Below are 17,849 nucleotides of genomic sequence, written 5' to 3' on the forward strand. Positions count from 1 at the left end.
GTATGAAGACGAAGGAAATTAAGGAACTCGAGACCAAGGAATTGGCCGAGCGCATTGAGACTGAGGTTGCCAAGTTCAACCAGATGAAGTTCAATCACAACGTCACTCCGCTGGAGAATCCCTCACTGATTAAGGCTGCACGTCGTGACATCGCACGCATGAAGACGGAGCTCCGTCAGAGAGAACTTAACAAATAACAATGGTCCAGATGGAAACAAGAAATTTAAGAAAGACAAGACAGGGTGTCGTTATCAGCAACAAAATGGATAAAACCATTGTTATCGCTGCTAAGTTCAAGGAGAAGCACCCTATTTATGGTAAGTTCGTCCAGAAGACGAAAAAGTACCATGCACATGATGAGAACAATGAGTGCCAGGTAGGTGATACCGTACTCATTATGGAAACCCGCCCTCTGTCAAAGACAAAGCGCTGGAGATTAGTACAAATCGTTGAAAAAGCTAAGTAAATATGATACAGACAGAATCAAGACTTACAGTAGCTGATAACAGCGGCGCACGCGAGGCTCTCTGCATCCGCGTGCTGGGTGGTACCCGCCGCCGTTATGCCAGCGTAGGTGATGTGATCGTTGTTGCTATCAAGAACGCTATCCCTACGAGTGACGTGAAAAAGGGTGCAGTATCTAAGGCTCTGATTGTCCGCACGAAAAAGGAAATTCGTCGCCCCGATGGTTCTTACATCCGTTTCGACGACAATGCCTGTGTTCTGCTGAACAACGCTGGTGAGCTTCGCGGTAGCCGTATCTTCGGCCCTGTAGCTCGTGAGCTTCGTGCAGTTAACATGAAGGTCGTATCTTTGGCACCTGAGGTTCTTTAACATTAAAAGATTTAAAAGTAATGAGCAAGTTACATATCAAGAAAAACGATACAGTCATGGTCCTGGCCGGTGAGGACAAGGGCAAGACTGGTAAGGTGCTGAAGGTCTTGGTAGAGAAGCAGCGCGCTATTGTTGAGGGTGTCAACTTCGTCAACAAGAGCACAAAGCCAAGTGCCAAGAATCCTCAGGGTGGCTTCGAGAAGATTGAGGCTCCCATCCATATTTCTAATTTAAGTCTGATCGACCCGAAGAGCGGTAAGGCTACTCGCGTTGCTATCAAGCACGAGGGTAAGAACGTGATTCGTGTTGCCAAAAAGTCAGGAGAGGAGATTAAGTAATGAATACAGCACAACTTAAGAAGACCTATGCTGAGCAGATTGCACCAGCATTGATGAAGCAGTTCAACTATAGTTCTGCTATGCAGATTCCTGTCCTGAAGAAGATCGTCATCAACCAGGGTCTGGGAGATGCTACTCAGGACAAGAAGATCATTGAGGTGGCTATCAACGAGATTTCTACCATCTGCGGTCAGAAAGCCGTTGCTACCTATTCTAAGAAGGATATCGCTAACTTCAAGCTTCGTAAGAAGATGCCTATCGGCGTTATGGTAACACTGCGTCGTGAGCGCATGTACGAGTTCCTGGAGCGTTTGGTTCGCATCGCTCTGCCTCGTATCCGCGACTTCAAGGGTATCGAGAGCAAGTTCGATGGTCGTGGTAACTACACACTGGGTATCCAGGAGCAGATTATCTTCCCCGAGATCAATATCGATTCAGTAGATCGTATTCAGGGTATGAATATCACCTTTGTTACAACGGCTAAGACCGATGAAGAGGGTTATGCTCTGCTGAAGGCTTTCGGTCTCCCATTCAAGAACGCTAAAAACGATTAAGAGATATGGCAAAAGAATCAATGAAAGCTCGCGAAGTGAAGCGTGCTAAGCTCGTTGCTCGTTATGCTGAGAAGCGTGCTGCTCTGAAGAAGATCATCGCTACTAGCGACGATGCTGCAGAGGCTTACGAGGCTGCTCGCAAGCTGCAGGCTATCCCCAAGAACGCTAACCCCATCCGTCTGCACAACCGCTGCAAGATCACGGGTCGTCCCAAAGGATACATGCGTCAGTTCGGTCTCTCTCGTATTCAGTTCCGTGAGATGGCATCAAGCGGTCTGATTCCTGGAGTGAAGAAGGCAAGCTGGTAATAGGCTTAAGGACATAAGCTGTTGGCATTGGCTGTTATCTAATAGCCAATGGCCAATAGCCAAAAGCCTTCATGCTAACGAAGAGAATTTTTTTATTTAATATTGTCGGGGGAGTCCCGATTAATTAAACAATTTATTTTTATGACAGATCCAATAGCAGATTTTCTGACGAGGTTGAGAAACGCAATCATGGCTCATCACCGTGTTGTTGAAGTACCAGCTTCAAACTTGAAGAAGGAAATTACTAAGATCCTCTTCGAGAAAGGCTACATCCTGAACTACAAGTTCATCGAGGATGGCCCTCAGGGTACTATCAAGGTAGCTTTGAAGTACGACCCTGTAACAAAAGAGAACGCCATTAAGTTCTTGAAACGCGTGTCAACACCAGGTCTTCGTAAGTACACTGGTTACAAAGACATGCCGAGAGTAATTAACGGACTGGGTATCGCAATCTTATCCACGTCTAAAGGTGTAATGACAGACAAAGAGGCCGCTCAGCAGAAAATTGGTGGCGAGGTTCTTTGCTACGTTTATTAATTGGAGGATAGCATATGTCAAGAATAGGAAAATTGCCAATTAGTATTCCCGCTGGCGTTACTGTAGCACAGGACAAGGACGGCGTAGTTACCGTTAAAGGTCCTAAGGGCGAGCTTTCACAGAAAGTCGATAAGTCGATTCTTGTTAAGATTGAAGATGGTCATGTTACCTTCGAAATCGACGAGAAGAGTCCCGTGAATATCAAACAAAAGCAGGCTTTCCATGGCCTCTATCGTGCACTCGTTAACAACATGGTTGTTGGTGTAAGCGAGGGCTACAAGAAGGAGATGGAGCTTGTTGGTGTCGGTTACCGTGTTTCTAACCAGGGTAACATTATTGAATTTGCGCTGGGCTATACACACCCCATTTTCATTCAGCTTCCTAAGGAAGTTAAGGTTGAGACCAAGTCAGAGCGTAACCAGAACCCTCAGATCGTTCTGGAGAGTGCCGACAAGCAGTTGCTCGGTCTTATCTGCGCAAAGATTCGTTCGTTCCGCAAGCCTGAGCCTTACAAAGGAAAGGGTATTTTGTTCAAGGGTGAAGTTATCCGTCGTAAGTCGGGTAAGTCAGCTTCAGCTAAGTAATCTTATTAATTAATGCTTAACATTTAAAAGATTATGACAACAAAGAAAGTAGAAAGACGAATCAAGATTAAATATAGAATTCGTAAGAACGTTATCGGTACTGCCGAGCGTCCCCGTATGAGCGTGTTCCGCAGCAACAAGCAGATCTACGTTCAGGTGATTAATGATTTGGAAGGTAAAACTCTTGCTTCTGCTTCTTCACTGGGTCTTGAGGCCATGCCTAAGATCGAGCAGGCTGAGAAGGTTGGTGAGATGATTGCTGCCAAGGCACAGGAAGCCGGCGTGAAGGCTGTTGTCTTCGACCGTAACGGTTATCTGTATCATGGCCGTGTAAAGTCTCTCGCTGATGGAGCACGTAAAGGTGGACTTAATTTCTAAACGATTATGGCAATGAACAAAGTTAAAGTAAATAGTGACATTGAACTGAAAGACAGACTGGTTGCCATCAACCGTGTTACTAAGGTAACTAAGGGTGGTCGCACCTTTACATTCGCAGCTATTGTTGTTGTCGGTGATGGCAACGGCATCATTGGCTGGGGCCTCGGTAAGGCAGGTGAGGTAACAGCTGCCATTGCTAAGGGCGTTGAGTCTGCTAAGAAAAACCTTGTGAAGGTACCTGTCTTGAAAGGTACCATCCCCCACGAGATGGAAGCTCGCTTCGGTGGCGCTCAGGTATTCCTAAAGCCCGCTGCAGCCGGTACCGGTCTTGTTGCCGGTGGCGCTATGCGTGCTGTGCTCGAGAGCGTTGGTGTGAAGGATGTGCTTGCTAAGTCAAAGGGTTCTTCTAACCCTCACAACTTGGTAAAGGCTACCATCGAAGCTTTGAGCAAGATGCGCGACGCTTATACCGTTGCAGGTACTCGTGGTATCAGTATGGAAAAAGTATTTAGAGGATAAAAGGAGATTAGACTATGGCAACAATTAAGATTAAGCAGATTAAAAGTAAAATCGGTTATCCCGTTGACCAGAAGCGTACTCTCGAGGCACTTGGACTTCGCAAGATTTCACAGGTTGTCGAGAAGGAAGATACTCCCGCTGTCCGCGGTATGATTCGCAAGGTTCATCATCTGGTGGCCGTTATTGACTAAACAGTAATAACAATTAAAACAGAATTCTATCATGAAACTGAATACATTGAAACCTGCAGAGGGCTCTACACATTCACGTCGTAGAATCGGTCGCGGTCCAGGCTCAGGTCTGGGTGGTACCTCTACTCGTGGTCACAAGGGTGCCAAGGCTCGTTCAGGTTATAAGAGAAAGATTGGTTTTGAAGGTGGTCAGATGCCTTTGCAGCGTCGTGTTCCTAAGGCTGGTTTCAAGAATATCAACCACAAGGAGTACTTTGCTGTCAACCTCTCTACTCTGCAGAAACTTGCAGAGGAGAAGAACCTCACCAAGATTGGTGTTGACGAGTTGGTAGCAGCTGGTCTAACCAATGGCAAAGAACTCGTTAAGGTTCTTGGCAACGGTGAGCTGAAGGCTAAGCTCGAAGTCGTAGCTAATGCTTTCTCTAAGACCGCAGAAGAGGCTATCAAAGCAGTAGGTGGAACCGCAACAATAATCTAAACTAAAGATGAAGAAGTTTATAGATACCCTTAAGAACATTTGGAAGATTGAGGATCTCCGTCAGCGTCTCCTCATCACCGTGCTTTTTGTAGCGATTTATCGCTTTGGTTCAAAAATCGTGCTCCCTGGTATTAATTATGGTATCCTGAAGGGCATGAACGAAGCCGGCGGCGGTCTTGGTGGACAGACCAAAGAAGGTTTGATGTCTCTCCTTGACATGTTCTCGGGTGGTGCATTCTCTCAGGCATCTATCTTTGCTCTGGGAATCATGCCCTACATCTCTGCTTCTATCGTTATGCAGCTTCTCGCTGTTGCTGTACCTTACTTCCAAAAGATGCAGCGTGAAGGCGAAAGCGGTCGTAAAAAGATTAGTATGTACACTCGGTACCTGACAGTAGCAATCCTGCTGTTTCAGGCACCGAGCTACCTCATTAATCTTAGAATGCAGGTTGGTTCTGCTCTTACCGATGGTATCAGTTGGATGGCATTTATGATTCCTGCAACCATTATCCTGGCTGCTGGTAGTATGTTTATCCTCTGGCTTGGTGAGCGCATCACCGACAAGGGTATTGGTAATGGTGTCTCGATGATCATCATGATTGGTATCATCGCTCGTCTCCCAGGAGCCTTTGCTCAGGAAGTTGGTTCACGCTTCGCTTCTGCTACTGGTGGCGGTCTGGTGATGTTCCTTATCGAGATACTTATTCTTCTCGCTGTCGTTTGCGCTTCTATCCTGTTGGTACAGGGTGTTCGCAAAGTTCCCGTACAGTATGCAAAACGCGTGGTCGGTAACAAGCAGTATGGTGGTGCACGTCAGTACATCCCCTTGAAGTTATTCGCAGCTAATGTGATGCCTATCATCTTTGCTCAGGCTTTGATGTTCATCCCCTTGGCAGTGGTTCAGTATTCGAACCCTGACAATGCTAGCTGGTTCATGCGCAACATGCTTGACCATCACAGTTGGTTGTATAACACTGTATTTGCTGCTCTCATCATTGCTTTCACGTATTTCTACACTGCAATCACTTTGAATCCTACGCAGATGGCTGAGGATATGAAACGTAACAATGGTTTCATTCCTGGTGTTAAGCCTGGTAAGGATACTGCTGAGTATATCGATACAGTCATGTCGCGCATCACACTGCCCGGCTCTCTGTTCATCGCTTTCATCGCTATCATGCCTGCATTCGCAAGCTTGCTCGATGTTAAAGATGAGTTCTCGCAGTTCTTCGGTGGCACATCGTTGCTCATCCTCGTTGGTGTGGTGTTGGATACCTTGCAGCAGATTGAAAGTCATTTGCTCATGCGCCATTATGATGGCCTGCTTAACTCAGGTCGCATTCATGGTCGTGGTGGTGTAGCAGCCTACTAAGCTGATGAAGATATTTCTGAAGACTGAAGAAGAGATAGAGTTGATGCGTCAGGCTAACCAACTCGTTGGAAAGACGCTTGGCGAATTGGCTCGACATATAAAACCTGGTGTGACGACCCTCCAGTTGGATAAAGTGGCTGACGAATTTATTCGCGACCATGGGGCCATACCTACCTTTAAGGGTTTCCCTAATCCTTATGGAGGGCCGTTTCCTGCCAGCATCTGTACCTCTGTCAATGATGTTGTTGTTCACGGGGTTCCTGATGCGAAGACTGTTCTGAAAGATGGAGATATTATATCTGTTGACTGCGGAACACTTCTTAATGGTTTCAATGGCGACTCTTGCTATACATTTTGTGTCGGTGAGGTGAGCGATGACGTTAAGAAATTACTTCGCGTTACTAAAGAATCCTTGTATAAAGGCATCGAAAATGCAGTTGCAGGCAGACATCTCGGTGACATCGGCAGTGCTGTGCAAGATCACTGTGAAGCCGAAGGTTATGGAGTTGTTCGTGAGCTGACAGGACATGGCATCGGACGTGAGATGCATGAGGATCCCCAGGTGCCTAATTACGGTCGTCGCGGAAATGGCGTTATGCTGAAAGCTGGAATGTGTATAGCCATTGAACCGATGATCACGATGGGAAAGCGTGATATCTACTTGTTGCCCGATCGCTGGAGCGTATGTACCCGTGATGGAAAACCCGCTGCACACTTTGAGCATACTATCGTCATCAGGCGAGGACAAGCAGAGATTCTCTCTTCTTTCGAGGAAGTAGAAACATTTGAAGGTAAACTTTACTAATAGCAAAGCATGGCAAAGCAATCCGCAATAGAGCAAGACGGAACGATTGTCGAGAGCCTCTCGAACGCAATGTTCCGCGTAGAACTTGAGAACGGTGTACAGATCATCGCCCACATCTCTGGTAAGATGCGTATGCACTACATTCGTATTCTGCCTGGTGACAAAGTCAAAGTTGAGATGAGTCCGTATGACCTGACTAAGGGACGAATTGTGTTTCGATACAAATAATAAAATCATTACTCAAAGATATGAAGACAAGAGCATCGTTGAAGAAGCGTACCCCAGACTGTAAGATTGTACGTCGCAAGGGTCGTCTGTTCGTTATCAACAAGAAGAACCCTAAGTACAAGATGCGTCAGGGCTAAAAAAAGTTAAAGAAGCAGCAAAAAGTAAGGAGATATCATTTTATTTCCTTACCTTTGCATGCTTTTTAGCAAATTTCGAAATTTAAACATTATTTTTTTATTCATTTATTTAACAAATGGCAATAAGAATTGTTGGAGTAGATTTGCCCCAGAATAAGCGTGGCGAAATCGCATTGACCTACATCTACGGTATAGGTCGAAGTAGTTCAGCAAAGATATTGGATAAGGCAGGCGTTAGCCGCGACCTGAAGGTCAGCGAATGGAATGACGACCAGGCAGCCAAAATCCGTGAAATCATCGGCGCTGAATTCAAAGTTGAAGGTGATCTCCGTTCAGAGATCCAGTTGAACATTAAGCGACTGATGGATATTGGTTGCTATCGTGGAGTCCGCCATCGTAATGGTCTTCCTGTACGCGGTCAGAGCACAAAGAACAATGCTCGTACTCGTAAGGGTAAGAAGAAGACTGTTGCTAATAAGAAGAAGGCCACGAAGTAAAGTTTAAAGTTTAACGAGCTTAAAGTTTAAAAGAATTATGGCAAAGAAAACAGTCACTTCAAAGAAAAGAAATGTGAAGGTTACCGCAGTTGGTCAGCTTCATGTTCACAGTTCTTTCAATAATATTATTGTATCTTTGGCAAATGACGAGGGTCAGGTAATCTCTTGGTCATCTGCTGGTAAGATGGGTTTCCGCGGTTCTAAGAAGAACACTCCTTATGCTGCTCAGATGGCCGCAGAGGATTGCGCTAAGGTTGCTTTTGACCTGGGCTTGCGTAAGGTTAAAGCCTATGTTAAGGGTCCCGGTAATGGCCGCGAGTCAGCTATTCGTGCTATCCATGGCGCAGGTATTGAGGTTATGGAGATCGTTGATGTAACGCCACTGCCACACAACGGTTGTCGTCCTCCAAAGCGTCGTCGCGTATAATTATTATGGTTGTTGACTTGTATTTTTGATAACAGAGTCAAACCAATTTATTATCATTAAGAAAATTATCTAAGATATTATGGCAAAGTATATTGGACCGAAATCTAAAATTGCCCGCCGTTTTGGCGAAGCCATCTACGGACCGGACAAAGTTTTGTCTAGGAGAAACTTCCCTCCTGGACAGCATGGCAATAACCGCCGCCGCAAGCAGTCGGAGTATGCAGTCATGTTGGCAGAGAAGCAGAAGGCTAAGTACACTTATGGTGTACTTGAGCGTCAGTTCCGCATTATGTTCGAGAAGGCTGCTAAGGCTGAAGGTATCACCGGTGAGGTGCTGCTTCAGAATCTTGAGAGCCGTCTGGATAATGTGGTATTCCGTATGGGACTCGCTCCTACACGTGCTGCCGCTCGCCAGTTGGTTAGCCATCGTCATATTGTTGTTGAAGGAAGAGTCGTTAATATTCCTTCATTTGCTGTTAAGCCTGGTATGGTTGTTGGTGTTCGTGAGAAGGCTAAGTCTCTCGAGGTTATCGCTGACGCATTGGCTGGCTTCAACCACAGCAAGTACCCCTGGATCGAGTGGGACGAGCAGCAGAAGGCAGGTAAGTTCCTTCACAAGCCCGAGCGTGCTGACATCCCCGAGAATATTAAGGAGCAGTTAATCGTTGAGTTGTACTCTAAGAACTAATAAAAATCATTAAGTTAATGGCGATATTAGCATTTCAAAAACCCGATAAAGTGGTAATGTTGGAAGCCAACGATCGTTTCGGCAAGTTCGAATTCCGTCCGTTGGAGCCTGGCTTTGGTGTAACCATAGGTAATGCCTTGCGCCGCATTCTCCTTTCATCGCTCGAGGGTTATGCTATCAACACAATCCGTATCACGGGTGTTGAGCATGAGTTCTCGTCAGTTCCTGGTGTTAAGGAAGATGTGACCAATATTATCCTGAACCTGAAACAAGTAAGGTTCCGTCAAGTAGTAGAAGAATTCGAGAACGAAAAAGTCAGCATCACCGTTGAGAATTCTACTGAATTTAAGGCTGGTGATATAGGCAAGTATCTGACTGGATTTGAAGTGTTAAATCCCGATTTGGTGATTTGTCATCTCGACGCTAAAGCTTCAATGCAGATAGATTTGACCATTAATAAAGGTCGTGGCTACGTTCCTTCTGAAGAGAACCGTGAGTTCTGTACGGATGTTAACGTAATCCCCATCGATTCTATCTACACCCCAATCCGTAATGTCAAGTTTGCAGTTGAGCCCTATCGTGTTGAGCAAAAGACCGACTACGATAAGCTTGTACTCGAAGTGACGACGGACGGTTCCATTCATCCAAAGGAGGCTCTTAAAGAGGCTGCCAAGATCCTTATCTATCACTTCATGCTGTTCTCTGATGAGAAGATCACACTCGAGAATAACGAGAGTGAGGTTAATCAGGAGTTTGATGAGGAAGTACTGCACATGCGTCAGTTGCTGAAGACTAAGCTTGTTGACATGAACCTTAGCGTTCGTGCTCTCAACTGCTTGAAGGCTGCTGATGTAGAGACACTCGGTGATCTGGTACAGTACAACAAGACAGACCTCTTGAAGTTCCGCAACTTTGGTAAGAAATCGCTCACTGAGCTTGATGATTTGCTAGAGAGTCTGAATCTGTCGTTTGGAACCGACATTACCAAGTATAAACTGGACAAAGAATAATGCGTTGAGCATTGTTCCTGTTGCCCAATAAAAAGTAAAAAACAACAATGAGACATAATAAGAAATTCAATCATCTCGGTCGTACTGCATCTCACCGTAGTGCCATGCTTGCTAACATGGCTATCTCGCTGATTATGCACAAAAGAATCACTACGACCGTGGCAAAGGCTAAGGCCCTCAAGAAGTATGTTGAGCCCCTTATCACTAAGGCTAAGGAGGATTCAACAAATTCTCGTCGTGTAGTATTCAGCTATCTTCAGAACAAGGACGCTATCAAGGAGCTTTTCTCTACGGTAGCTGAGAAGGTAGGTGATCGTCCCGGTGGATACACTCGTATCATTAAGCTGGGTGCTCGTCAGGGTGACGCAGCTCAGATTTGCTTCATCGAGCTTGTTGATTTCGATCCCGAAATGGCAAAGACCGAGACCAAGAAGAAGACCACACGTCGTTCACGTAAGGCCGCTAAGGCTGAGGCTCCTGCACAGGAAGCTCCTGCTGCTGAGGAGGCAAAGGTTGAGGAAGCTCCTGTTGCTGAGGAGACAAAGGCTGAGGAAGCTCCTGCAGCCGAGGCTGCTGCTGAAGAGGCAAAGGCAGAGTAAGACTTCATTAAGCAAGTTCTATACTGTTAATATATTGAATGCTCCTATCTCCGAGATAGGGGCATTCTTTTTTTTTTGCTTCTTACTGATGTTTGCTATTCTGTTTATGCGATCAGTCCTTATTTCCGATTGTTTTGACGATTGGTTGCCATTCGTTTGATTTGTCGTGGTGTAACCACGACCTACATGTAATGGCGCTTGTTTGGAATATTTGTTTTGTGTTTCTTTTGGTGTTGTCGAAGATGGTGTTGTGGATGTGGAGGAAGTGTTTAGATAACCATTTTTGCGGTTGTTTTTCTGGCTTCTTTCCACATGGGGAAATGCTGGTCCATGAGTGCATAAAAGCGGGGACCATGGTTCGCTTCTTTTAGATGAGCTAATTCATGAACGACAACATGCTCTATGCACCAGTCAGGTAGTAAGAGCAAGTAAAGGCTGAAACAAATCTGTCTTGTGCGTGAATTACACATTCCCCATCGGGATGTGGTGGCTTTATATGTGATTTCAGATGGATTGACGCCCATTTTAGGGGCGTGGTAAGCCAATAGAGGTCTTACCTTAGTATCTAAGCGTTGGACAGCTTCAGAGCGCTCTGAACGCTTTTTTAGGGGCAGTCGTTCATAAAACTGTTTTCTTTTTTGCTCCGTTTCTATTCTCCTTAGATGGGCTTTCTCTATCCAGTCACGGTGTTTTTCAATGAATTGTTCTATTTTCTTGCGTGACAGGAGTAGGGGAGCGGAAACATGCACATCGCCATTCTTGACGATGCGCATGGACAATCTGCTTGTTCGTCGGTATGTTACAACGATCTGCATTATTAGAATCTCACACTTCGTGAGCCATCAGTTTCTTCCTCGATAGTGACGCGCACGGCATCTTCCGGCAAGACCTCTTCAATCAATTCCGGCCATTCAATGAAGCATAAGCTGCCGCTATAGAAATATTCCTCGTATCCCATATCGTAAACTTCTTCCAGTTTCTTGATTCGGTAGAAGTCGAAGTGAAAAAGGCTGCAGCCAATACCATCCAAGGGCTTTGGAAGGCTATATTCATTGACGATGGCAAATGTAGGAGATGTGATGACATCCTCTACGCCCAGTTCTTCGCAGATAGCCTTGATAAAGGTAGTCTTTCCGGCTCCCATTTTGCCATAGAAGGCAAATACGCGGTGTTCTCCTATGTTATTGATAAATTCGCGTGCAGCATTGCGAATTGCTTCAATGTTCTTAATCTTTATTTCCATATTACACTATCTAATCTTTTCTTCTAAAACGATCTAATAATATCTTCTAGTACGATCTGATAATATCTTCTAGTACGATTTAATCTTTTCTGCTAGGCTTATTTTATCATTCCAGATTTGGTATTTATCTTTTCTTTCCTGTCATCGTGATGAGCGGTATAATCATTTCCTCCATAGAGATGCCTCCATGTTGGAATGTGTCTCTGTAGTATGACACATAGTAATTATAGTTGTTTGGATAGGCAAAGAACGAGTCGCCAGTGGCAAACACGTAGCTTGTCGATAAGTTAGGCGAGGGCAGTTGCGCCTTTTCGGGTGTCTTGATGACGAACAGTTCTTTCGAGTCGTACGACAAGTTCTTGCCCAGTTTATAGCGCAGGTTGGTGTTTGTATTGCGGTCGCCCACGATCTTCACCGGTTTCGTACAGCGTATGCTGCCGTGATCGGTTGTCACAATCACTTTGTAGTCTGTCTGTGCCAGCCATCTGAAGAAATCTGCAATCACCGAGTGGCGGAACCATGACAACGTGATACTGCGGTAGGCCGATTCGCTGTTTGCCAGTTCGCGCACCATTCTCGATTCCGTTCTTGCATGACTGAGCATGTCGATAAAGTTGAATACCACCACGTTCAGTTGGTTTTTGTCCAATGTATTCAGCTGTTGCATGAACCTCTCAGCCTCGGCCGAAGTATTGATTTTCTGGTACGAGAAAGACTCGTGCCTGCGATAACGTTCCAGCTGTGTTTTAATCAGAGGTCCCTCGTTCAGGTTCTTCCCCTCTTCCTCGTCTTCGTCCACCCAGAGGTCTGGGAACATCTTTGCAATCTTGTTGGGCATGAGTCCGCTAAAGATAGCATTGCGTGCATATTGCGTCGCTGTGGGCAGTATCGAAGAATAGACGTTCTCGTCAATGTCGAACTGGTCGCCAATCTCCTGTGCCAACATTCGCCATTGGTCATAGCGGAAGTTGTCGAGAACCACCATGAAAACCTTCTCTTTCTGGTCGAGTAGAGGAAACACACATTCTTTGAAGATGCGGTGCGACATTAGCGGCGCCTGTTTGTCGTCGGTTATCCAGTCCATGTAGTTCTTCTTCACGAACTTCGAGAACCCCAGGTTGGCCTCTTCTTTTTGCATAGCCAGCATTTCCGACATCTGTGAGTCCGTGCTGCTCAGTTGCAGTTCCCAGTGCACCAGTCGTTTGTACACCTCTACCCAGTCGTTCCATGTATGACAGTCCATGATCTGCATGGCAATCTGTTGGAACTGCTGTTGATATTGGCTCTGTGTCACCTCCGTTTCAATTTCGCGTCGGTGAATGTTCTTTTTCAGAGTCAGTAATATCTGGTTAGGATTCACCGGTTTTATCAGGTAGTCAGCGATTTTCTGTCCGATAGCCTGATTCATGATGTTCTCCTCTTCGCTCTTGGTAACCATCACTACAGGTGTTGCGGGAGCTATCTCTTTGATGCGCTGCAGCGTCTCCAATCCCGAGAGACCAGGCATCTGTTCGTCCAGTATCACCAGATCGAACGAACGCTCCTCGCACAAGTCGATGGCATCCGTACCATTTGACACCGTTGTCACCTCGTATCCTTTTTTCTCGAGAAAGATGATATAAGCCTTCAGCAGCTCCATCTCATCATCCACCCATAGCAATTGTCCGTTTGTCATATCCTTACCATAAGTCTTCTAAGTCAAACACTTCCTCCTCGCTGTCCTTGTCCTGTGCCGGAGCCACCTCGTCCTCAGCATCTACCACAGGTTGCTCGTAGTCAGGCTTCTGCAGCAGATCCTCATTGGTGACAGGCAGTGGCAGGAACACCTTTTCGTAGAATTCATCGTAGTCCTTGTAGCTAAAACGCGAACCTATCAGTCCGAGGTTGTGCTCACTGATAATCAAAGAACGACACCTCTTCAATATCTCGTTCATGGTCTGCGTGCTACGCAATTGACGTGCATATTGCAGCGCCTCGTCGAAATTCAGGAAGCCACGTATCAGCATGCGGCTGATGCCGTTGTCATGTTCTATCTCCAAGTCGAAGTTACGTACTAAGAAGTTCGAGAAGTTAAATCGTGCCATCTCGAACAATAGCTGGTTCTCGTTCAGCGAGTCCGTCTGATATACCAAGATAAAGTGGAACGGCACGTTACGCTCTGCCGACAGCGTGTCGGCATCCACAGAGTCATTGTCAGCCGTGATGTCGCGTCTAGACCAAACGTCATCCAAGTCAAACTTGCCGCCATGCAGAGTTCTGCCTTCCTGCACACCCTTGACAATCATGCCAGCCATCTCCGACACCTCGCTCTGCGGATATTTCTCTACCACCATTTTCAGGTTCTCTACACAACCTTTAGCATCGCCCTGATTCAGCAGGCTCAGTCCGTTGATGAACAAAAACTTCGGTCTGTTCTCACCCAGTGGAAAACGCTCTGCCGACAGTTTCGCGTTCGCCTGAATCATCTCGTGCTTGTTTGCCTTGAATGCCTCGTAGGTAGCCCCATAGATAGAGTCCTCAAGATGTTCCCCAAAGCGTGCGTTTTCCGCAAAGTACGGGTCACTCAGCAAGATGGTCCATTCGCTCTCGGGGTAGTCAGTCTGCATCCTTGTCAGACAGTTGTTGGCAGTCAGCGTGTCGCCCTTTAGAGAGTACAACAAGAACAGATGATACCAAGCCTGGTCGTTCTGCTCGTAGTCAGGATATTGCGAAGTCAGTCTCAGTAGCTGTTTCTCCGACAGTCTCAGGTTCTCCAGCTTATCTTTGAAGATAATTCCCGAGTTGAACAATCCGTCCATGATGGCCGCATTGCTCTCAGCCACCTGTTCTTCGGTGAAAGGTATCTGTGCCAAGTAGTATTCGCGGTTGTGTGGGTCGTTGGCTAACGAGTCAGCTTCCGCATTGTCGGCGTTGTTGTCAGTCTCAGTGTCCTCCGCATTTCCCGCCAAGTCCAGACTGTCGGTTGCTTCCTCGCTGTTGGTCTCCCCCTGCAGGTTCACCACCGTTTTGTTCGCGCGCTGCCAGTCGTCCACGTTCTCACGCTTTCCCCACTCTCGTTGGAACTGCTGCTTACCCTGGTTCACAGCCATCTGGTTGTAGAAGTACCACTTGCCATCCTTTGCCGCAGAGTTGTCTCGTTGTGGTGTCGTGTTGCGTGTGTTACGTCCGCCGGCAGCCCCTGCGTTCTGCTGCAGTTTCTCCACTTCAGCTTCCAAGGCCTTGTCGCGTTCCTCCTTTTCTTTCTTTTTCAGAGCGTCTATCACCCGGTCGATGGCAGCCAGACGTTCCTTTTCAGTCAGTTTTGCCAACGCTTGCAGAGAGTCCTGCAGATAGACCGCATCGGTGTGAGGCACCAGTTCGTCGAGCACTTTCGAGCGAAGTGCCAGACTCTCATAGTCATCGCGGTCTTTGTCCAGCAGACCTATTGCCTCGCCATAGCAGCGTTGAGCGTCGTTATATTTCTCCTTTTCCCAGTACAGGTTGCCCAGTTTCAGCAGCAGCACCCCTTTCTCTATGCCACCACGCGTAGCCTTTTCGTTGCCCGTTTCATAAGCACCGATTGCTTTTGCCGTGTCGTTCTGCATCAAGTAGATGTTGCCAATGGCATAATACACCTGATCTAGGTAATCCTTATTATTGTCCGATGCCGCCATGCGTTTCAGTCGTCCAATCATTTTCTTGGCACTACCCTTTGCCATGACCTCGGTCTGAGCTATTCGCGCATTAAACTCCAGTTCATAGGGCGGGTTCAGTCTCACCACCTTTTGGTAAGCCTTGTATGCCAGCTCCTTGTGGTTCAGTGCCGCCTCCACCTGTCCTGTCAGAAACCAGATGCGCGCCTTTTGGGTCGTACGCTTCTCGTGTTTAGCTGTCTTGCGCAGGTAGGGCAGAGCCTTTTCCAGTTCGCCATTCTTCAAATAGTAGTCCGCCAATGTCGCATCCCATGCCCTTTGAGCCTTGTAGTGGATGCTGTCGCGGTTCATGTTTCTAATCACGTCCTCGGCGTCATACAGCCAGTCCAGCTCCGTGTAGCAGCGAGCCAGCCAGGCGCGTGCCATGTTGTTGATGGCCGGCTGTCCCTGATACAGTCTGCTCACGTACGAGAATGTGGCAGCAGCTTCATCGAATGAGCCCTTCTGAAACTGCGCCTGTCCCATCAGCATCCACGCTTTCCATAGGAATGGGTTATACTCGCCGCGTGACAGCCATTCCCTGTCGCGTGCAGTCTTCTTCCTTGTCTTGTTCCATTGCGGTTTAGCCTTGATAGAGTGCATCTTGATGGCTTTCTCCATCTTCTCTATCGTGCGGTCATATTTCCCCTTTCCCAGGTCCCGGCTTGCTTTGTTGCCCACAGCATAGAGGGGCAACATCTCCGTGAAGTTGTCCTTGTTGCCCTTTTCTTTCTCCTCGTCACCCTCGATGTAGGCCAGAGAACCGTTGTAGTAAGTGTTGTATTTGGCTGTGAAAGAATGCCAGAATCGGCTCTTTCCCGTATTTTTTTGCGTAGAGCATGCTGTCATCAGCAGGAAGCTGATGACGCTACCTATACCTATATATAATAATCTACGCATCTAAAAAGAAGAACTCCTAAATGGCCGTTTTATTGCTTTCGCGGCGTTTTTTCTCTTCCATCAGACAGGCTATCTTGCAGTCGCCCGATACCTTGCTGCTGCATGTGGCGCAGTCTTCGCCCTCTACTACGGGCGCGTCGGTGCCACCTTTCGTCAGCATGGACGCCAATGCCGCCACGATGCCCAGCACTGCCAGCGATATAATACAAATGAGTGCAAACTGCATATACTTTATTGTTTGTTGATTACAAATCCTGTTTTCTCGAGATCATCCCAAAACATCGGGTACGACTTGCTGACCACCTGCGGGTTGTTGATACAGATAGGCATACGGAAGGCCATTGGTGCAAAGGCCAGTGCCATGCGGTGATCCTCATAGGTGTCAATGGTGTAGCAGTCGTTCCCTTCGGTCGTTGCCGAACGCTTGCCGTCCCACATCAGCTCGCTACCGTTCACACTCTTCAGTTCGATGCCCAGTTTTCTCATTTCTGTTGTCAATGCAGCCATGCGGTCGGTCTCCTTGATCTTCAGCGTCTGCAATCCCGTGAAGTGGAAGGGCACCCCCAGTGCACAGCACGTACAAACAAATGTTTGCGCCAGGTCGGGCATGTTCACAAAGTCATATTCCAGTCTGGGCACGTGACGTCCGCTCTTCTTCAGGGTCACGGTGGTGGGTATGCCAGGTTCCTTGGTCTCGAAGATGGTCTTCACCCCCAGCAGACTGAACAGGTAGCGCACACCTGAGTCACCCTGTTTCGACCCGTCCATCAGTCCGCTAAGTTTCACCTCAGCCTCCTCATCCTTCGACAGCGCCACCATCTCATACCAATAGCTGGCACCGCTCCAGTCGTTCTCAATCAAATAGGGACGCGCCACGTAGGGCTTAGGCTGCACGGTGATGGTGTCTATCGAGGTCCACTCGGCGTCAGCGCCAAACTCACGCATGGTCCAGAGCGTCAAGTCGATGTATGGTCGCGAAATAATCTCGCCGGTCAGTCGCAGTGTCAGTCCCTTTTTCAGCACGGGTCCAACCATCAGCAGTGCTGAGGTGTATTGCGACGACATGTTGCCCGCAATCTCCAGCTCACCGCCCTCCAGCTGCTGTCCGTTGATTTTCAGCGGTGGAAAACCGTTTTCTCCTTCATATTCGATGTCGGCTCCCAGGTGTCTCAGGGCGTCAACCAGCAGTTTGATAGGTCTGTGCTTCATGCGTTCTGTGCCCGTGATGATGTGTTCACCATGTTCTGTGGCCGACAGAAAAGCCGTCATAAAGCGCATGGCAGTGCCAGCCGCTTTGATGTCGATGACGTGAGGCATCCGTTCCAATGCTTGAATGATCACTTCTGTGTCGTCACAGTCGCTCAGGTTGTCGGGCAGCATGTCCCCTCCTGTCAGTGCATGTATGATGAGTGCCCGGTTCGAAATGCTCTTCGAGGCAGGCAGTTTGATGGTAGCCTGCAGTCTTTCCGGTGCTATGATGTTGTAAGTCTCCATATCTGACGGCAAAGTTACAAAATAAAAGTCATAATGCTACTATCGCCCTGCAATAAT

27 protein-coding genes are annotated in these 17,849 nt (G+C 47.3%); 21 read left to right on the plus strand and 6 right to left on the minus strand.

The genetic code is table 11. The features are described from left to right. Positions 1 to 2 precede the first annotated feature (2 nt). From rpmC to rplQ, 21 genes are all read left to right on the plus strand, one after another. Entirely contained in the window at positions 3 to 197 is a 195-nt protein-coding gene (rpmC, locus tag L6472_RS01930) for a 50S ribosomal protein L29 (RefSeq protein WP_027448979.1), read from the plus strand. Between the two features lie 2 nt (positions 198 to 199). Beyond that, a complete protein-coding gene (gene rpsQ, locus L6472_RS01935) occupies positions 200 to 466 on the plus strand; it encodes a 30S ribosomal protein S17 (protein ID WP_237806685.1) in 267 nt (88 codons plus the stop codon). 2 nt (positions 467 to 468) lie between these two features. Beyond that, entirely contained in the window at positions 469 to 834 is a 366-nt protein-coding gene (gene rplN, locus L6472_RS01940; RefSeq protein WP_027448981.1) for a 50S ribosomal protein L14, read from the plus strand. Between the two features lie 20 nt (positions 835 to 854). After that, complete coding sequence (rplX, locus tag L6472_RS01945) at positions 855 to 1,172, plus strand: 50S ribosomal protein L24 (RefSeq protein ID WP_237806687.1); 318 nt, start codon at positions 855 to 857, stop codon at positions 1,170 to 1,172. Continuing rightward, positions 1,172 to 1,726 carry a 50S ribosomal protein L5 gene (gene rplE, locus L6472_RS01950; RefSeq protein ID WP_237806689.1) on the plus strand — a complete coding sequence of 185 codons (555 nt, stop codon included), beginning with the start codon at positions 1,172 to 1,174 and terminating at the stop codon, positions 1,724 to 1,726. Before rplX ends, rplE begins: the two co-directional genes overlap by 1 nt. Positions 1,727 to 1,731: 5 nt before the next feature. Beyond that, positions 1,732 to 2,034 carry a 30S ribosomal protein S14 gene (gene rpsN / locus L6472_RS01955; RefSeq protein ID WP_237806692.1) on the plus strand — a complete coding sequence of 101 codons (303 nt, stop codon included), beginning with the start codon at positions 1,732 to 1,734 and terminating at the stop codon, positions 2,032 to 2,034. A gap of 141 nt (positions 2,035 to 2,175) precedes the next feature. Further along, a complete protein-coding gene (gene rpsH / locus L6472_RS01960) occupies positions 2,176 to 2,571 on the plus strand; it encodes a 30S ribosomal protein S8 (RefSeq protein ID WP_027448985.1) in 396 nt (131 codons plus the stop codon). A gap of 14 nt (positions 2,572 to 2,585) precedes the next feature. Next, positions 2,586 to 3,155 (plus strand): 50S ribosomal protein L6, encoded by a 570-nt coding sequence (gene rplF / locus L6472_RS01965; protein ID WP_237806694.1) that lies wholly within the window; start codon positions 2,586 to 2,588, stop codon positions 3,153 to 3,155. Positions 3,156 to 3,188: 33 nt separating this feature from the next. Continuing rightward, a complete protein-coding gene (rplR, locus tag L6472_RS01970; RefSeq protein WP_237806695.1) occupies positions 3,189 to 3,533 on the plus strand; it encodes a 50S ribosomal protein L18 in 345 nt (114 codons plus the stop codon). A gap of 6 nt (positions 3,534 to 3,539) precedes the next feature. Then, the gene (gene rpsE / locus L6472_RS01975; RefSeq protein ID WP_237806697.1) at positions 3,540 to 4,052 is read left to right on the plus strand and encodes a 30S ribosomal protein S5; all 513 of its coding nucleotides are present in this window, start codon (positions 3,540 to 3,542) and stop codon (positions 4,050 to 4,052) included. A gap of 14 nt (positions 4,053 to 4,066) precedes the next feature. Then, complete coding sequence (rpmD, locus tag L6472_RS01980) at positions 4,067 to 4,243, plus strand: 50S ribosomal protein L30 (RefSeq protein ID WP_027448989.1); 177 nt, start codon at positions 4,067 to 4,069, stop codon at positions 4,241 to 4,243. 31 nt (positions 4,244 to 4,274) lie between these two features. After that, positions 4,275 to 4,721, plus strand: coding sequence for a 50S ribosomal protein L15 (rplO, locus tag L6472_RS01985; RefSeq protein WP_027448990.1), 447 nt, complete (start codon positions 4,275 to 4,277; stop codon positions 4,719 to 4,721). 7 nt (positions 4,722 to 4,728) lie between these two features. Beyond that, on the plus strand, positions 4,729 to 6,093 hold the full coding sequence (gene secY / locus L6472_RS01990; RefSeq protein WP_237806699.1) for a preprotein translocase subunit SecY: 1,365 nt from the start codon (positions 4,729 to 4,731) through the stop codon (positions 6,091 to 6,093). A 4-nt stretch (positions 6,094 to 6,097) separates the two neighbouring features. After that, entirely contained in the window at positions 6,098 to 6,898 is an 801-nt protein-coding gene (gene map, locus L6472_RS01995; protein WP_237806701.1) for a type I methionyl aminopeptidase, read from the plus strand. A gap of 9 nt (positions 6,899 to 6,907) precedes the next feature. Next, the gene (infA, locus tag L6472_RS02000; protein ID WP_027448993.1) at positions 6,908 to 7,126 is read left to right on the plus strand and encodes a translation initiation factor IF-1; all 219 of its coding nucleotides are present in this window, start codon (positions 6,908 to 6,910) and stop codon (positions 7,124 to 7,126) included. Positions 7,127 to 7,146: 20 nt separating this feature from the next. Then, positions 7,147 to 7,263: a 50S ribosomal protein L36 gene (gene rpmJ / locus L6472_RS02005; protein WP_009160995.1), complete on the plus strand. Its 117-nt coding sequence runs from the start codon at positions 7,147 to 7,149 to the stop codon at positions 7,261 to 7,263. A 116-nt stretch (positions 7,264 to 7,379) separates the two neighbouring features. Next, positions 7,380 to 7,760, plus strand: coding sequence for a 30S ribosomal protein S13 (gene rpsM / locus L6472_RS02010; RefSeq protein ID WP_027448994.1), 381 nt, complete (start codon positions 7,380 to 7,382; stop codon positions 7,758 to 7,760). 37 nt (positions 7,761 to 7,797) lie between these two features. Next, positions 7,798 to 8,187, plus strand: a complete 390-nt coding sequence (gene rpsK, locus L6472_RS02015; RefSeq protein WP_237806703.1) for a 30S ribosomal protein S11 — start codon at positions 7,798 to 7,800, stop codon at positions 8,185 to 8,187. Between the two features lie 79 nt (positions 8,188 to 8,266). Further along, positions 8,267 to 8,875, plus strand: a complete 609-nt coding sequence (gene rpsD, locus L6472_RS02020; protein ID WP_237806705.1) for a 30S ribosomal protein S4 — start codon at positions 8,267 to 8,269, stop codon at positions 8,873 to 8,875. Between the two features lie 17 nt (positions 8,876 to 8,892). Further along, entirely contained in the window at positions 8,893 to 9,885 is a 993-nt protein-coding gene (locus tag L6472_RS02025) for a DNA-directed RNA polymerase subunit alpha (RefSeq protein ID WP_027448997.1), read from the plus strand. 47 nt (positions 9,886 to 9,932) lie between these two features. Next, on the plus strand, positions 9,933 to 10,484 hold the full coding sequence (gene rplQ, locus L6472_RS02030) for a 50S ribosomal protein L17 (protein WP_237806707.1): 552 nt from the start codon (positions 9,933 to 9,935) through the stop codon (positions 10,482 to 10,484). Positions 10,485 to 10,753: 269 nt separating this feature from the next. On the opposite strand, the gene L6472_RS02035 is transcribed toward rplQ, so the two are convergent. The 6 genes from L6472_RS02035 to L6472_RS02060 form a co-directional block, all read right to left on the minus strand. Continuing rightward, the gene (locus tag L6472_RS02035; RefSeq protein WP_237806709.1) at positions 10,754 to 11,257 is read right to left on the minus strand and encodes a M48 family metallopeptidase; all 504 of its coding nucleotides are present in this window, start codon (positions 11,255 to 11,257) and stop codon (positions 10,754 to 10,756) included. A 44-nt stretch (positions 11,258 to 11,301) separates the two neighbouring features. Continuing rightward, entirely contained in the window at positions 11,302 to 11,727 is a 426-nt protein-coding gene (tsaE, locus tag L6472_RS02040) for a tRNA (adenosine(37)-N6)-threonylcarbamoyltransferase complex ATPase subunit type 1 TsaE (protein ID WP_237806711.1), read from the minus strand. Between the two features lie 124 nt (positions 11,728 to 11,851). Beyond that, positions 11,852 to 13,402: a PglZ domain-containing protein gene (locus tag L6472_RS02045; protein ID WP_237806713.1), complete on the minus strand. Its 1,551-nt coding sequence runs from the start codon at positions 13,400 to 13,402 to the stop codon at positions 11,852 to 11,854. Positions 13,403 to 13,406: 4 nt separating this feature from the next. Continuing rightward, positions 13,407 to 16,298: a tetratricopeptide repeat protein gene (locus tag L6472_RS02050; protein ID WP_370640865.1), complete on the minus strand. Its 2,892-nt coding sequence runs from the start codon at positions 16,296 to 16,298 to the stop codon at positions 13,407 to 13,409. A gap of 16 nt (positions 16,299 to 16,314) precedes the next feature. Further along, positions 16,315 to 16,524 (minus strand): hypothetical protein, encoded by a 210-nt coding sequence (locus L6472_RS02055; RefSeq protein WP_237806715.1) that lies wholly within the window; start codon positions 16,522 to 16,524, stop codon positions 16,315 to 16,317. Positions 16,525 to 16,529: 5 nt separating this feature from the next. Beyond that, positions 16,530 to 17,792, minus strand: coding sequence for a 3-phosphoshikimate 1-carboxyvinyltransferase (locus L6472_RS02060; protein WP_237806717.1), 1,263 nt, complete (start codon positions 17,790 to 17,792; stop codon positions 16,530 to 16,532). Between the last annotated feature and the right edge of the window lie 57 nt (positions 17,793 to 17,849).

It is taken from the genome of Prevotella sp. E13-17 (assembly GCF_022024035.1).
Taxonomy (GTDB): domain Bacteria; phylum Bacteroidota; class Bacteroidia; order Bacteroidales; family Bacteroidaceae; genus Prevotella.